General features: G+C 52.4%; 13 protein-coding genes. 6 read left to right on the forward strand and 7 right to left on the reverse strand.

The genetic code is table 11. The features are described 5' to 3' along the window. Window positions 1-5: 5 nt before the first annotated feature. Window positions 6-3,344: a miniconductance mechanosensitive channel MscM gene (gene mscM, locus RAC90_RS16950; RefSeq protein WP_006120960.1), complete on the forward strand. Its 3,339-nt coding sequence runs from the start codon at window positions 6-8 to the stop codon at window positions 3,342-3,344. Window positions 3,345-3,481: 137 nt separating this feature from the next. Here the strand turns inward: mscM and mdh are convergent, their stop codons facing one another. After that, window positions 3,482-4,420 (reverse strand): malate dehydrogenase, encoded by a 939-nt coding sequence (mdh, locus tag RAC90_RS16955; protein WP_006120961.1) that lies wholly within the window; start codon window positions 4,418-4,420, stop codon window positions 3,482-3,484. A gap of 545 nt (window positions 4,421-4,965) precedes the next feature. On the opposite strand from mdh, the gene argR reads away from it, so the two are divergent. From argR to yhcN (RAC90_RS16975), 4 genes are all read left to right on the forward strand, one after another. Further along, complete coding sequence (gene argR / locus RAC90_RS16960) at window positions 4,966-5,436, forward strand: transcriptional regulator ArgR (protein ID WP_006120962.1); 471 nt, start codon at window positions 4,966-4,968, stop codon at window positions 5,434-5,436. A 485-nt stretch (window positions 5,437-5,921) separates the two neighbouring features. Continuing rightward, window positions 5,922-6,185, forward strand: a complete 264-nt coding sequence (gene yhcN / locus RAC90_RS16965; protein ID WP_375124566.1) for a peroxide/acid stress response protein YhcN — start codon at window positions 5,922-5,924, stop codon at window positions 6,183-6,185. A gap of 73 nt (window positions 6,186-6,258) precedes the next feature. Beyond that, on the forward strand, window positions 6,259-6,531 hold the full coding sequence (locus tag RAC90_RS16970) for a YdgH/BhsA/McbA-like domain containing protein (protein ID WP_006120964.1): 273 nt from the start codon (window positions 6,259-6,261) through the stop codon (window positions 6,529-6,531). A 94-nt stretch (window positions 6,532-6,625) separates the two neighbouring features. Then, a complete protein-coding gene (gene yhcN, locus RAC90_RS16975) occupies window positions 6,626-6,889 on the forward strand; it encodes a peroxide/acid stress response protein YhcN (RefSeq protein WP_006120965.1) in 264 nt (87 codons plus the stop codon). 206 nt (window positions 6,890-7,095) lie between these two features. On the opposite strand, the gene RAC90_RS16980 is transcribed toward yhcN (RAC90_RS16975), so the two are convergent. From RAC90_RS16980 to aaeX, 6 genes are all read right to left on the reverse strand, one after another. Beyond that, window positions 7,096-8,040 carry an Rpn family recombination-promoting nuclease/putative transposase gene (locus RAC90_RS16980; protein ID WP_375124567.1) on the reverse strand — a complete coding sequence of 315 codons (945 nt, stop codon included), beginning with the start codon at window positions 8,038-8,040 and terminating at the stop codon, window positions 7,096-7,098. A 142-nt stretch (window positions 8,041-8,182) separates the two neighbouring features. Continuing rightward, window positions 8,183-8,467, reverse strand: a complete 285-nt coding sequence (locus RAC90_RS16985) for a hypothetical protein (RefSeq protein WP_033740055.1) — start codon at window positions 8,465-8,467, stop codon at window positions 8,183-8,185. 55 nt (window positions 8,468-8,522) lie between these two features. Then, complete coding sequence (locus RAC90_RS16990) at window positions 8,523-9,977, reverse strand: NAD-dependent succinate-semialdehyde dehydrogenase (protein WP_039341745.1); 1,455 nt, start codon at window positions 9,975-9,977, stop codon at window positions 8,523-8,525. A gap of 113 nt (window positions 9,978-10,090) precedes the next feature. Beyond that, a complete protein-coding gene (gene aaeB / locus RAC90_RS16995) occupies window positions 10,091-12,043 on the reverse strand; it encodes a p-hydroxybenzoic acid efflux pump subunit AaeB (RefSeq protein WP_039341742.1) in 1,953 nt (650 codons plus the stop codon). Window positions 12,044-12,052: 9 nt separating this feature from the next. Then, the gene (aaeA, locus tag RAC90_RS17000) at window positions 12,053-12,985 is read right to left on the reverse strand and encodes a p-hydroxybenzoic acid efflux pump subunit AaeA (protein WP_033740058.1); all 933 of its coding nucleotides are present in this window, start codon (window positions 12,983-12,985) and stop codon (window positions 12,053-12,055) included. A gap of 7 nt (window positions 12,986-12,992) precedes the next feature. Further along, window positions 12,993-13,196, reverse strand: coding sequence for a p-hydroxybenzoic acid efflux pump operon protein AaeX (aaeX, locus tag RAC90_RS17005; RefSeq protein ID WP_006120970.1), 204 nt, complete (start codon window positions 13,194-13,196; stop codon window positions 12,993-12,995). A 229-nt stretch (window positions 13,197-13,425) separates the two neighbouring features. On the opposite strand from aaeX, the gene aaeR reads away from it, so the two are divergent. After that, on the forward strand, window positions 13,426-14,343 hold the full coding sequence (gene aaeR, locus RAC90_RS17010) for an HTH-type transcriptional activator AaeR (RefSeq protein ID WP_006120971.1): 918 nt from the start codon (window positions 13,426-13,428) through the stop codon (window positions 14,341-14,343). Window positions 14,344-14,457 lie beyond the last annotated feature (114 nt).

Genomic DNA, 14,457 nt, shown 5'->3' on the forward strand with positions numbered 1-14,457 from the left:
GCCCTGTGTTCGTACGCGCGTTCCTCTGTTTGCTGCTGAGCCTGGGGCTCAGCAGTACTACGTTTGCCGCCAGCCTGCCAGATGCCAGCCAGCTCAGACAACAGCTGGAAGAAGTCAAGTCCGCTAAAAACGCCACTTCGCAAACCGATCAGATTCAGTCGCTTGAAGCTGCACTGGCGGCCCTTTCTGAACGTGATGATGCCGTTGAGCGCGCGCAGCAGTATCAACAGGTCATTGATGATTTTCCGCGTCTGGCACGCGAGCTGAGACAGCAAATCGCCTCACTCAACGACAGTGTGAAGACGGTACGCAGCACAATGAGCAGTGCCGAGCTGGAACAAGAGATTCTGCAAATCAGCAGTCAGCTGATTGAGGAAGGACGCCAGGCTCAACAGGAGCAGGATCGGGCCCGCGAGATCAGCGATTCCCTGTCACAACTGCCGCAGCAGCAAACGGAAGCACGTCGGGCGCTGACGGAGAGCGAGCGACGTCTGCAGAGCGCGGGCAGCCCTGCCACGCCAGCCGGCCAGGCACAGCTGATGGCCCGTCAGGCAGAAAATGCCGCGAATAAGGCCCGGGTGGATGAGTTTGAGCTGGCGCAGCTGTCGGCAAATAACCGTCAGGAACTGGCGCGCATGCGCGCCGAAGTCCACCAGCGTAAGGTCACCCAGCTCGATAATTATCTCCAGGCGCTGCGTAATCAACTTAATGAGCAACGTCAGCGCGAGGCAGAAACTGCACTGGCCCGGACAGAACAGCTGGCGGAAAACAGCGGTGATCTGCCGCCAGCGATCAGTAAACAATTTCACGTTAACCGTGAGTTATCTGGCGCACTAAATCAGCAGGCGCAGCGAATGGACCTGGTGGCCTCACAACAACGCCTCGCTACCAATCAAATCATTCAGGTCCGCCAGGCACTGTCCACGTTACGGGAACAATCTCAATGGCTGGGCGCATCCAGTCTTCTCGGTGATGCTCTTCGCGCGCAGGTCGCACGATTACCTGACATGCCGAAGTCTCAGCAGATCGACAATGAGATGGCCCAGCTTCGTGTTCAGCGACTGCATTATGAGGATTTGCTCGAACAGCAAAACGTATTGCGTAAGGCCCATCAGCCCGACGGACAGCCTTTTACCAGCGAACAAAAGCGGATTCTGGATGCGCAGCTTAAAACGCAACGCGAACTGCTTAACTCGTTGATTTCGGGCTGCGATACGCTGATTCTGGAAATCACCAAGCTGAAAGTGGCGAACACGCAGCTACAGGATGCGCTAACCGAAGTTAAAGACGCGACGCACCGCTACCTGTTCTGGACGGCCGATGTCAGCCCGATTTCGTTGAGTTATCCCCTTGATGTGGCTAACGGCCTGTCTCACCTGCTGACGCTGGACACACTGGGGCAGCTCGGTAAAGCGCTGGCCATGATGTTTACCAGCCGCAGCACTGTATTACCTATTCTCGGTGCGGTGCTGCTGGTCGGCTTCAGTCTCAGTACCCGTCGTCACTTCAATGCTTTTCTTGAACGCTCAGCCAGTAAAGTCGGTAAGGTGACGCAGGATCGTTTTCGCCTGACAATCCGTACCGTGTTCTGGTCGATTCTGGTGGCGCTGCCGCTGCCGGTACTCTGGGCTACGCTGGGATACGGCCTGCAAAATGCCTGGCCCTATCCTGTCGCCGTGGCGATAGGCGACGGCATCACCGCCACCTTACCTTTGCTGTGGATCTTTATGGTCAGCGCACAGTTTGCGCGCCCGAACGGCCTGTTCATCGTGCATTTCCGCTGGCCTCAGGTGCGTGTTGCACGCGCGATGCGCTATTACTCGTTGAGTATTGGCCTGATCGTGCCGCTGATCATGTTGCTGATTACCTTCGATAACCTTGACGATCGCCTGTTCTCCGCCACCCTGGGGCGGCTGTGCTTTATTTTGATCTGTGGCGCGCTCAGTATTGTGACGGTAAGCCTGAAGCGTGCAGGCATACCGCTTTATCTCGATAAAGAGGGCAGCGGCGAGAATATGATTAACCGCCTGCTGTGGAATCTAATGATCGCTATTCCACTGGTAGCCGCCCTTGCGTCAATGACGGGCTATCTTGAAACCGCGCAGGCGCTGCTCGCCCGTCTGGAAACCTCTGTGGCGATCTGGTTTTTCCTGCTGGTGATTTACCACATCATTCGCCGCTGGATGCTGATTCAGCGACGCAGGCTGGGCTTTGATCGCGCACGCCAACGCCGTGCCGATATGCTCGCCAACCGTGCGCGCAACGAAGAGGAGAAAGATCAGGCCGCACAAAATACTGACGTAATTGAAATTGAAGAGCCTGTTATCGACCTGGACGCCATCAGTGCCCAGTCGCTGCGTCTGGTACGCTCCATTTTGACACTTATCGCGCTGGTATCGGTCATCGTCCTGTGGTCAGAAATCCACTCTGCATTTGGTTTCCTTGAAAATATTCGTCTGTGGGACGTGAATACCTCCGTTCAGGGCGTCGAAAGCATTCAACCTATTACGCTGGGTGCCGTCCTGATTGCCATTCTGGTATTCGTGATTACCACACAACTGGTGCGCAATATGCCGGCTCTGCTTGAGCTTGCGTTACTGCAGCATCTTGATTTGTCACCGGGCACCGGTTATGCCATCACCACGCTGACAAAATATGTGCTGTTGCTGATCGGTGGCTTGCTGGGCTTCTCACTCATTGGCATTGAGTGGTCAAAACTACAATGGCTGGTTACCGGTCTGGGCGTCGGGCTGGGATTTGGTCTGCAGGAGATTTTCGCGAACTTTATTTCCGGCCTGATTATCCTGTTTGAAAAACCGATTCGTATCGGTGATACCGTGACCATCCGCGACCTTACCGGCAGCATTACGCGCATCAATACCCGCGCAACCACGATCACTGACTGGGATCGCAAAGAGATTATCGTGCCCAATAAGGCGTTCATTACTGAGCAGTTTGTTAACTGGTCGCTTTCCGATTCCGTCACGCGTGTGGTGCTGACCATCCCTGCCCCCGCAACCGTTAGCAGTGAAGAAGTCACTACCCTGCTTAAACAGGCGGCAGAGCGCTGCAGCTATGTGCTGGATACACCGCCACCTGAAGTGTTCCTGGTGGATTTACAGCAGGGAATTCAGTTGTTTGAACTGCGCGTGCATGCGGCGGAAATGGGCCATCGAATGCCGCTTCGCCATGAACTGCATCAGCTTATTTTACATGGCTTTGCAGAGCATGGCATTGAAATGCCGTTCCCGCCGTTCCAGATGCGTGTAGAAGCGCTGAGCCGAAAAACGCCGACAGGTAATAGCGCATCGACCACCCGAACGTTCCGCTCAGGTGGGCTCTGAGAATAAAAATTGCCGTAACGGGCCGGTTAAGAGCGGATTGGTGCGCAGCGAGACAGCGCGTAATCTTGTTCAGGTTAGGTATCAGAACGCAATAAAAAACGCCCGGTCGAACCGGGCGTTATGTTGTCTGAAACGCTTTATTGCTTCACAAAGGCTTCGCCCTGCGCGATATCTTTTTTCAGCGTTTCAAGCATGCCTTCCAGTGCCTGCTGTTCAAACGGACTTAATGCGCCGATGGGCTTGCGCTCAGCAACCCCATTCTTGCCCAGCAGCAGCGGTTGAGAGAAGAAGCGGGCATACTTTCCTTCACCTTCAACATAAGCACATTCCACTACGTTCGCTTCGCCATTCAATGCACGCACCAGCGATAATCCAAAACGGGCAGCTGCCTGGCCCATAGACAATGTAGCAGAGCCGCCACCGGCCTTGGCCTCAACGACCTCAGTACCCGCATTCTGGATACGTTTGGTCAGGTCAGCCACTTCCTGCTCACTGAAGCTGACGCCCGGCACCTGAGACAACAATGGCAGGATGGTCACACCGGAATGCCCACCGACGACAGGCACTTCAACTTCGCCAGGTTGTTTACCTTTAAGCTCCGCAACGAAGGTGTTTGCACGGATGATGTCCAGCGTAGTGACACCGAACAGACGATTCTTATCGTAGACGCCGTGTTTTTTGAGCACTTCCGCCGCAATCGCCACGGTCGTATTAACAGGGTTGGTAATGACACCAATCAGCGCCTTAGGGGCGGTAGTCGCCACCTGCTCGATCAGGTTGCTGACGATGCCGGCGTTAACATTAAAGAGATCCGCACGATCCATGCCCGGTTTGCGTGCCACACCCGCGGAAATAAGCACAACGTCGGCCCCTTTCAGGGCTGGTTTGGCATCCTCACCGCTGAACCCCTGCACCTTTACTGCGGTGGGAATATGGCTGAGATCTACTGCCACGCCCGGCGTGACAGGCGCGATATCGTAAAGAGACAGTTCTGAACCTGCTGGAAGCTGGGTTTTGAGTAGAAGTGCGAGCGCCTGGCCTATGCCACCCGCGGCACCGAGAACGGCAACTTTCATTCATAACTCCTTATTAAGGTGGGGCAGAGAAGATCCGATATTCCATCTGTATCAGAGCGTAACCAACGGCTCAGTGGATGACGTTTGTCCGGTGCCTGATAAACAGACTTCAACACAGGGGCACCGGATAAAGAAATCCACACATCATCTTCTGTCTCTTTCTTGCCAGTTATCAGAAGCGAGTCAGGCAATTATCGGTTCAGGCTTACTTCAGTAATCAGTGATAAAGGTATCACTCTCACTGACTACAGCCCAGGTAGTCAACACTATACCTGTGAACCGGTAACCGTGTTATCCGCAGACAGAGATCGGCAATATACATTTTTATTTTCTTACCTCATCAATAATATAACACCTTTGCAACCTTTGCCTTTTCAGGCTGTGAGCTGGGTTTTGGTCTGAGGAGATTCTTTGCTATTATCGCCGCCCGCGATGATGACCTCGCAGTACAATTAACAACCGATTGCATAAAAATTCATTTATATGCATAATAATGTCTTTGCTGCGGCCTGGTTCGCGGTTTGTCTTACGTATACTGGTAAATTATGCGAAACCCATCGAAACAAGACGATCTGATTAAAGCCTTCAAGGCATTATTAAAAGAAGAAAAATTCAGCTCTCAGGGCGAGATTGTTCAGGCGCTTCAGGAAGACGGCTTCGAGAACATTAATCAGTCAAAAGTTTCTCGTATGCTGACGAAATTTGGCGCGGTGCGCACCCGCAATGCCAAAATGGAAATGGTTTACTGTTTACCTGCGGAACTGGGCGTGCCGACTACCACCAGTCCTCTGAAGAATCTGGTGCTTGATATTGACTATAACGATGCTCTGGTCGTGATTCATACCAGCCCGGGTGCCGCACAGTTAATTGCACGTTTACTTGACTCATTAGGTAAGTCCGAAGGCATCCTGGGCACGATTGCAGGAGACGACACCATTTTTATCACGCCAGCACGCGCCTTTACTGTCAGGCAACTGCACGATGCTATTCTGGTATTGTTTGAACAAGAACTTTAGCCTTTATCTCTGACCGGCAGCGCATCTGCCGGTTGATCTGCAGCGCGTCCCTCGTTGTGTTCTCTTCTGTTTAAACGCTCTATTATCAACGAGTTGAGCCTATCTCATTGCCGCTATTTACCTTGTACTATTGGTCATACCCTTTATCCTGACTACTTTTCCACGCTATTTTACACTGCTCTGAACCGCATCGATGGTGCTATCCTTTGAGGTTATGTTCACAAGCAGTCTGATCGACCATAAATTTCCGCACCAAAAGTTAAAGTTGCGCATCTTACTGTTTTTATAAGTAATTACCTGCCAAAGGCCGTTTTTTAACCGCTTTTAATAACGTTTAGTTATAAAAAAATCCCATAAGGTTAAAGTATGACTACAAAACATTATTAGGCAGATATTAATTTCCGCCGTTATTAGTCCTATACTTACTTTCGTGATGTGAATCACACTAATAAAAAAGAAGAACAGCCACGACGAGGACATCTTTCATGAAAATTAAAACTACCATCGCTGCTTTAAGCATTCTCTCTGCCCTGTCATTTGGTGCATCTGCAGCTGAATATGTTTCTGCTGCGGGTGCTCAGAATCTGCACTCTGTCGGCACTGTGAGCGTTAGTGGTGTCGCCGGTGCGCCATCAGATATCAGACAGCAACTGGGTGAGAAAGCGGATCAACACGGCGCTAAAGCTTTTCGTGTTATTGAGGCTTACAACGATGGCAACTATCACGCCACCGCTGAGTTGTACAAATAAAAGCGTTTGAACTGACAGGTAACCAGATGAGACCACATGCTCACTGGTTAATTAACATTGCTGGAGAAGAGTAATGAAAACCACATTAACCTTTGCCGCCCTGAGTTTGGCTTCGCTCCTGTCCTTTGGTGCCCATGCCGCCAGCCCGGTAACAAATCAACAGGCGCAGGAGATGAACCTGCAGCCCCTGAATCAAACCATCACCGTCAGCGGCATCGACGGCGATCAGACGAATGTTCGCCAGGTTCTGTCTCAAAAGGCAGATGCCCAGGGTGCGGGTCACTATCGCGTCATTGAAAATAATCGCGACGATACGTTCCACGTTACCGCTGAACTTTATAAGTAATACATCGACGGCAATCGTGCCGCATCTGAAATTAATCGACAACCCGCTCTGTGTTTTGACTCCGTAGGTTGTTGACAGTTATGAGGAAATAAACATGAACATCAAAGCAACCATCGCAACAGTAAGTCTTCTTTCTGCTATGACATTCGGCGCTTCCGCTGCACAGCTGGTGACCGCCGAACAAGCACAGAACTTACAACCTGCCGGAACCGTAAGCATCAGCGGTGTAGCAGGCTCTCCGATTGATTATCGTGCTCAGCTGTCTCAAAAAGCTGATGAGCAAGGCGCAAGCGCGTACAAAATCATTGAAGCTAATACCGGTGACAGCTATCACCTCACCGCACAGCTTTATAAATAGTTCCTCGTCTGTTCATGACGAACCCTTTAGCCCCGGTCGCCGGGGCTTTTTTCTGTCTGAAACGGCGAGGCAGAACCTGACAGCCATAAGGCGCAGCAAAACGGACGTCGGCTAATGATCGCGCCAGCGGCACAACACTCAGGCACGTTAAAAGAAAGGAACTGGCTTTCGCATGAGGTGCTCTGACGCGAAATGGGGTGGCGTATTTAATGACAGAGTTGCGCTAAGTCGTCATCAGAGAGTGCTGTCATCTCGGCGACAACTCGGGGATGCAAACCATTTTGCAGCATCGTGCGTGCGATCTTCAGCGCGGCCGCACGCTCTCCCTCGCTGCGTCCTTTCTCCAGACCACGTTGCTCACCGAGCTGAATGCCCTTTTCAATGCCTTTCTGCTCAAGCTGCTGTGCAATAGTCATCAATGCATCCTCATGTTGCGGTACTCGCTGTGCCAACGTCCTGACGAAAATGTCGGCGTCGGCTGTTTCGCCTGCCTCCAAGAGATAGTGTACCAACGATATCACTTGCGATGAAGAGAGATATCCAGCCAGTAAGACGGGAGCCAGCTTATCAATGAGTTCTGTCAACTCTCTTTGATGTATATGCTTTTGCAGCAATGTTAAAGCCGCCATGCTGCGGTGACCGATAATGTCCTCATCCGGAATAACCGTCACGTCCACCAGCGGAAAAGCGTTGCCATACAGTTCACTGGCGAGCACGGGCATTGCAAACTCATCAAGCCAGCGGGTACTGTAAGGATACGGGCTACGTTTGCCGCTATAGAACAGAACCGGGATGACTAACGGTAGCCGTTTGTTCCCTGCGTCAAGATGCCGCTGCATTGCCGCAATGGCATAGCGCATCAGTCTGAATGCCATGTGCTTATCCGGTGATGACTGGTGTTCGATTAAGACATGGATGTAGCCATTCTCTCTGCTTGTAGTTTTCATGCTATACAGCACATCGCTGAAATATTGCCGCAGATCCTCCTCCACAAAAGCACCCGATTCCAGTTTTAATGTATTCAGATCGCACAGGGCGAGCAGCGCAGCGGGAAGGTGTAGTTCCATAAAATCACGGGCAATCGTAGGCTGGGACAAAAATTGCCGGAAAGTCGCATCATGTGGCGTGGGCGTGCCTCTTTTACTTTTCATGTGACCTGTCCTGATGATTGGCGGGCAGAGTATCACGGCCAGAAAAAGCGAGGCGTCAGCAAGTGGTAACGTTGCGAGGATGCTCGAGAAATAATGTTTACTTACGCGGACAAGGCATTAAGCCTGATGATCCCAGCCGACCTTAGCGTGTTGAAGATGAGAGCACGTTAAACTGCAGTTGCCCTTCCAGTTCCTCCTCCGCCTCGTCGAACAGCAGAATCAAGGCACCGTAGCGCCGCTTCTGTCCCTGCCCCAGGTTCACAAACTCTATTTTGATGGGCAAAGGTAGCCCTCTGCAGACAATCACGTCCCACAATCCATCCAAATCGCAGATATAGCGCGCTTTCAGGGAAAAGCGTTCACAGAATTGCCGGAAGAAATGGGCCTGATCGACAATCTCATTAAAATCAAAACGCTCGACTCTCATACAGGTGACTCCTGTTATTCGTCGCTGGGCGGCCCGGTGCCGCCCAGATAGCCGTTTAACTTAAACCGCCAAGGTGCAGCGCTTTGACCTCAAGGTACTCTTCCATTCCCAGCACCGATCCTTCCCGGCCCAGTCCCGACGCTTTCACACCGCCGAAGGGGGCCAGCTCTGTCGAGACAGCACACTCATTGATGCCTATCATCCCACTTTCCAGCGCCGAGGAAACGCGGAAGACGCGTTGCAGATTCTGCGTATAAAAATACGCCGCCAGCCCGTATTCGGTTTGGTTCGCCCGACGAATAACCTCGTCTTCATCATCAAACCGGAAGCACGCCGCAACCGGGCCAAATGTTTCTTCCTGAGCCAGCTTCATGCCTTCATGCGCATCGACGATGACCGTAGGCTGCCAGAAATTGCCGCCCAGCGCATGTCGCTTACCGCCCGCGAGCACCTTGCCACCCTGGGCAACCGCATCGTTAACATGTTCTTCCACTTTTTCTAACGCCGAACGCTCAATTAACGGTCCGACAATGACGCCGCTGTCCATACCGTTACCCACTTTGAGTTTATTGACCTCATCTGCCAGTTGCGTTGTGAAACGCTCATAGATCGCATTATGAACAAAAAAACGGTTTACGCTGACGCACACCTGGCCCGCGTTACGGAATTTATTGGCAATAGCGCCCTGAACGGCAGCATCAATATCTGCATCCTCAAACACGATATAGGGCGCGTTGCCCCCCAACTCCATCGACACTTTTTTCATGGTCTCGGCCGCATTGCGCATCAACGTTTTGCCCACCGCCGTCGAACCGGTGAACGAGATTTTACGTACGGCGTTGCTCGCCATAATCGCATCGCTGATAGCATGCGTATCCCCTGCCACGCCGTTAAGCACGCCGTCCGGGATACCGGCTTTCTTTGCCAAAGCCAGCAAGGCAAACGCAGAAAGCGGCGTATTGTTGGCAGGCTTGATGATCCCTGTACATCCTGCTGCTAACGCCGGACCTAACTTACGGGTCAACATGGCCATCGGGAAGTTCCACGGGGTGATCGCCGCTACAACACCAACGGGTTCCCGCGTGGCCAGGATACGCGACCCCGCTTTAGCAGGCGGAATGATTTCACCGTTGGCTCGTTTGGCCTGCTCGGCAAACCACTGGATGAAACTGGCGGCGTACTCAACCTCGCCTTCCGCTTCTTTAAGCGGTTTGCCCTGCTCCGTTGTCATGAGCTCAGCAAGCCAGCGTTTGTTTTCAATGATTAACGTATACCAGCGGTAAAGCAGCGCTGAACGCGCTTTAGCCGTCTGCGCCCGCCAGGCGGGAAAGGCATCTTGTGCAGCCTTAATCGCGTCTTCGGTTTCCTTTTTACCGGCTTTCGCCACCTGAGCAACAACGTCCCCCGTTGCAGGATTGGTTACGTCAAAAGTCGACGTCGTCCTCAGCCACTGCCCGTTGACTAAATAGCCGGTCTGGAACAGTTCGCTGTCTTGCAGTGAAGAAGGCATCTGCGTTACTCCTGTCAGTTTGTTTTTACTTCAGGAAAGTATAGATGGCAAAAATGACAGGTCGGGGAAGGAAGGAAAGTGAAAGGGCCGCCAGCATGGCTGACGGCCCAAATTCAGATTTGGACGAGCGTATTTTGATACTTTGAAAGCATCTCAGACAGCCGTTTCACCGGCTCGGTAACACTGTCCGGTGCATCATAAAGGGCCAGCTTTTCCTGATAGACATCCAGCTCGCGCAGCAAGCGTTGGAAATAATAACGGCGCTTCTCATCACTACGGACGGCAATGATACGATCGGCCGTGTGCCGTAACTGGCGGTGGAAGGCGGAAAGCTCCGCATTAATCGGCACGTCTGCCGCACGCAATCGTTGATGTCCAATGATTAACGTCAGGGCGATGCGGTATTTGTCGATGTCGCCGGGAAACAGGTTAAGCAATAAGAAGAGCTGCTGGTACAATGCTGGCAAATGGTTTTCACGCCGGCGCGCCTTATTGGTTGTCATTGCCGACACCGCAGCATACATAAAGCGGTTAAGCAATTTACGTCCTGTTCGCGCTTTCGATTTATCACGGATCAGCAGAATCACCATTAAGGCAAGAAAACTCCCGATCCACTGCCCCAGTGCGTTATCGATAAAAACCGTAAAGTTGAACTGCATCGGATTATCCAGCACCAGGACGTTAATCGTACCGGCCATCGCGCCCAGCGTACCAATCTGGCGGCGTTGAATGAGAATGCCTGAAATAAAGCCCAGTAAACCGATGGCAATGCACAGCAGCAGAGCGCTTTGCTGCGTATTGGGCAAGATGTACATAAAATAAAGCGCCCCCAGCGGTATCGCGACCGTCATGCCATAAACGAAGTCTTTCGCCATCATGAGCGGATTAGGCATGCGCATCGCCAGGGCGGTAATCACGCCAAGCATGACCATACAGCCACTACCTGAAGTCCAGCCGGTATAGAGCCAGAATAATGAGCCCAGTGCCGTCGCCACAAACGTACGAATACCATTTATCATCGCATGGTGGGTTTCTGCCGAACGCGCCTGAATCACGACTTCTCGCTGGAGAATGCGCGCTTCCAGATCGGTAATACGACTATTGCTCTTCACACCATGAATCAACAGCTGGTATTCCGTTGCGGCACTCATCCAACTCCCCAACGTTTCCGGCACGGTTTTACTGCTGGCTGCCATGAGTCGCCGCATCGTTTTCAGACGTTTATGCACATCTTCTGGCGTCGTGGCCTCTTTTTCCGTCAGCACGCGATACTGCGTGGGAATGTACTCAGGACGTGAGTTCTGAATCAAAAACGTTTCCGCCGCCTGTGTAATCAGCGTCAGCGATAGCGTGTTTAGCATCTGCAGACGGCGGCTGGTATTTTGCCAGCGTGACGACTCCATCATTAACTGGCTACGCATACTGCTCAGCGCCGTTGTGCGTCGTACCAGCGCACTCCAGGCTTTATCGACTTCCTCTTTGTCCTGATGCGCCACACACAGTTGCAGCAACCGGTAATGGGCCACCAGCAGCGACGTCACCTCGGCATCAATCACTTTTTTAATGGAGCGCGGGGAAAAAATCATATCTGCCAGAATGGCGCAAAGGATGCCCAGGATAATTTCGCTACAGCGTTCCACCGCATATTGCGGAACCAGCGTAAGGCCGCCGCTGGCGTTTGCCGTGACCACGATAATTAATGCGGTATAGCCCGCGAGACCGAGCGCATAGGAATTTTCGACTTTAATCAGCGACGAAAGCCATACGCAAAAACCGGCCCAGATACAGCACAGCAACAGCATGACCACTGGCGCTCGCACAGTGGCAATCATGATAACCAGAGCGGCAACACAGCCAATTAAAGTACCGATAATACGCAGAAGACCGCGATAGCGTAATGCGCCAGAGTAGGGATCGCCTCCTGCCGCAAACGCCGTTCCCCCTGCAACAATCCCGGCGGTCATCACTGCCCAGCGCGGTGTTTCAAGGTTGAGATGAAAGCCGATCATCAACGCTGCCACCAGCGCAAAGGTCAGCTTTATCGGGAAACGCAGAAATTCGATCATATCGCCCTCTTAACCAAACTCACGCAGGCGGTTAAAGAAGGACATCATGGGTGAAACCGCCTGGTGCGGACGATCCTCCGCGCCAGTAATCACCACGGTCGCCGTCGTGCCGGCAGGGAACTGATTACCAGGCTGCTGATCAAGTCGGATGCGGACCGGTACGCGCTGAGCCAGGCGAACCCATTCCAGATTAGACTGAACGGTTGCCATCCCCTTGCTGTCAACACTGCTGCTGCTGTTGGTTACGCCTGCCGCAATGCTGTCCACGGTGCCACGTAAGGTGATGTTGCTGCCCAATGGCGTGATCTCTGCCCGAAAGCCCGGTCTGACGCCGTGCAGTTTGGTCTCTTCCAGATAGGCCAGCACATAAAAGGAGTGCTGCTGCACCAGGGCGACCGCAACCGAGCCGCGCGTAATGAATTCACCCTGGTAAACATTCAGGTTCGTCACCCAGCCGTCTGACGGTGCCTTAATCGTGGTCCGTTCCAGATCAATTTTCGCCAGATCGCGGGTCGCAACAGATTTCGCCAGCTGGTGTTCTGTGGTTTGCAAATCGTTATTGGATTGCTCGATGGCTTCTCGCGACATCGCAGAGGTGCCGAGTTGGTTACGACGTCCGGCCTCACGGCGTTTTTCATTCACCAGCGCCTGGTAATATTCTACGTCCGCCTGGGCTTCATCCAGCGCCTTTTGATAGCGGGGACGATCGACAACAAACAGCGTATCGCCTTTTTTTACGAGCTGGTTGTCATGAACCGGCACATCCGTAATTAACCCAGTGACATCAGGAGAAATGGCCACCACGTCGGCTGCAAATCTGGCGTCACGCGTCCAGGGCGATTCGGTGTAGAACACCCAGGCACGGAATATGATGATAACGGCGATGATGACCAGCAGGATGGTGATCGCGTAACGCGCGATTTTTCTTATAAGCGTGTTCACGTAAACCTCAAACGAATAAACGGGATACTAAATAAAATACACAGCAGTAGAGAGCTGTATTGAAGAGTGCCGGGTGCCAGACAAGATCGTAAATACCACTGGGCGTCAGCACGCGTTTCACCAGCCAAAACAGCATAAGTGAAACGATGAGTTCGATAAAAATGGGCGGAAAAGAGAGCCCAAACATGACAAAGACCGGAAGTACACTCATTAAAAATCCTTAGTTCGACACGGCCGGGATAGTCCACCGCCTTGATCGACGCAAAAGCCCGCGCCCTAAGCCACATCTGAACTACGGCTGGCTTAATAATAGCGTATCATCGGGTGTTTTCAGGTAATGAAGCGTCGCCAGGTGATACCCCGGTACGCTTATAGTAACGCGCTTAACTATACGTTTTCTACTGAATGTGATCTAAATCACTTTTTAGCCAGAGTAAACAATGGAACGACTTAAAGGTATGTCGATATTTGCCAAAGTGGTTGAATTAGGTTCTTTCACGGCGGCCGCACGACAGCTTCATCTCAGCGTGTCATCCATCAGCCAGATAATCGCCAGGCTGGAAGATGCCCTTCAGGTTAAGTTACTCAATCGCAGCACACGCAGCATCGGCCTGACCGAAGCGGGGAAAATTTACTATCAGGGTTGCCGCCGCATGCTGGCTGAAGCCAGCCAGGTACATGAGCAGTTATATGCGTTTAATAATACGCCTGTCGGGGTGTTACGGATTGGCAGTTCCTCCACGATGGCGCAGAACGTCCTGGCCGGCATGACCAGTGATATGTTGCGTGACTATCCCGGCCTGAGTGTCAATCTTGTCACCGGCATTCCTGCCCCCGATTTAATCGCCGATGGCCTGGACGTGGTTATTCGGGTGGGCGCATTGAAAGATTCCAGTCTGTTTTCACGCAGGCTGGGGGCAATGCCCATGGTGGTGTGTGCCGCTAAATCCTACCTGGCGCAGCATGGAACACCCGAAAAACCGGCAGACATTACAAAATTCGCCTGGCTGGAATACAGCGTTCGCCCCGACAACAATTTTGAATTGATTGCACCCGAAGGCCTTGTGACTCGTTTGTCACCTCAGGGGCGTTTCGTCACCAATGACTCCCAGACGTTAATTCGCTGGCTTAAGGCAGGCAACGGCATCGCCTATGTCCCGATGATGTGGGTGGCAGATGAGATCAAGAGCGGAGAGATCGATATTTTATTCCCACACTATCAATCCGACCCGCGTCCGGTTTATGCGTTATACACCGAAAAAGACAAGCTGCCGCTGAAAGTTCAGGTCTGTATCGACTACCTGACGCACTACTTTGAACAGGTTGCCGAGCAGTACAAGCAGCACCGAAAGACATAGCCCTTCGCCTTTAGCAAGGTGCAGAACAGGGCATCACAAAGGTGCGGGGCAGGACTTTAAACAGGCATCATTTACGGCAGAGACAGGAAAATCGCGCCAGCGTTTACTGAATGG

The organism is Pantoea sp. CS_6, assembly GCF_041954745.1.
Classification (GTDB): domain Bacteria; phylum Pseudomonadota; class Gammaproteobacteria; order Enterobacterales; family Enterobacteriaceae; genus Pantoea; species Pantoea stewartii.

Excerpts from the sequence above, each read along its gene's own strand:
- mdh (WP_006120961.1), bottom strand. The coding sequence starts at position 4,420 with ATGAAAGTTGCCGTTCTCGGTGCCGCGGGTGGCATAGGCCAGGCGCTC.
- argR (WP_006120962.1), top strand. The coding sequence starts at position 4,966 with ATGCGAAACCCATCGAAACAAGACGATCTGATTAAAGCCTTCAAGGCA.
- yhcN (WP_375124566.1), top strand. The coding sequence starts at position 5,922 with ATGAAAATTAAAACTACCATCGCTGCTTTAAGCATTCTCTCTGCCCTG.
- RAC90_RS16970 (WP_006120964.1), top strand. The coding sequence starts at position 6,259 with ATGAAAACCACATTAACCTTTGCCGCCCTGAGTTTGGCTTCGCTCCTG.
- yhcN (WP_006120965.1), top strand. The coding sequence starts at position 6,626 with ATGAACATCAAAGCAACCATCGCAACAGTAAGTCTTCTTTCTGCTATG.
- RAC90_RS16980 (WP_375124567.1), bottom strand. The coding sequence starts at position 8,040 with ATGAAAAGTAAAAGAGGCACGCCCACGCCACATGATGCGACTTTCCGG.
- RAC90_RS16985 (WP_033740055.1), bottom strand. The coding sequence starts at position 8,467 with ATGAGAGTCGAGCGTTTTGATTTTAATGAGATTGTCGATCAGGCCCAT.
- RAC90_RS16990 (WP_039341745.1), bottom strand. The coding sequence starts at position 9,977 with ATGCCTTCTTCACTGCAAGACAGCGAACTGTTCCAGACCGGCTATTTA.
- aaeB (WP_039341742.1), bottom strand. The coding sequence starts at position 12,043 with ATGATCGAATTTCTGCGTTTCCCGATAAAGCTGACCTTTGCGCTGGTG.
- aaeX (WP_006120970.1), bottom strand. The coding sequence starts at position 13,196 with ATGAGTGTACTTCCGGTCTTTGTCATGTTTGGGCTCTCTTTTCCGCCC.
- aaeR (WP_006120971.1), top strand. The coding sequence starts at position 13,426 with ATGGAACGACTTAAAGGTATGTCGATATTTGCCAAAGTGGTTGAATTA.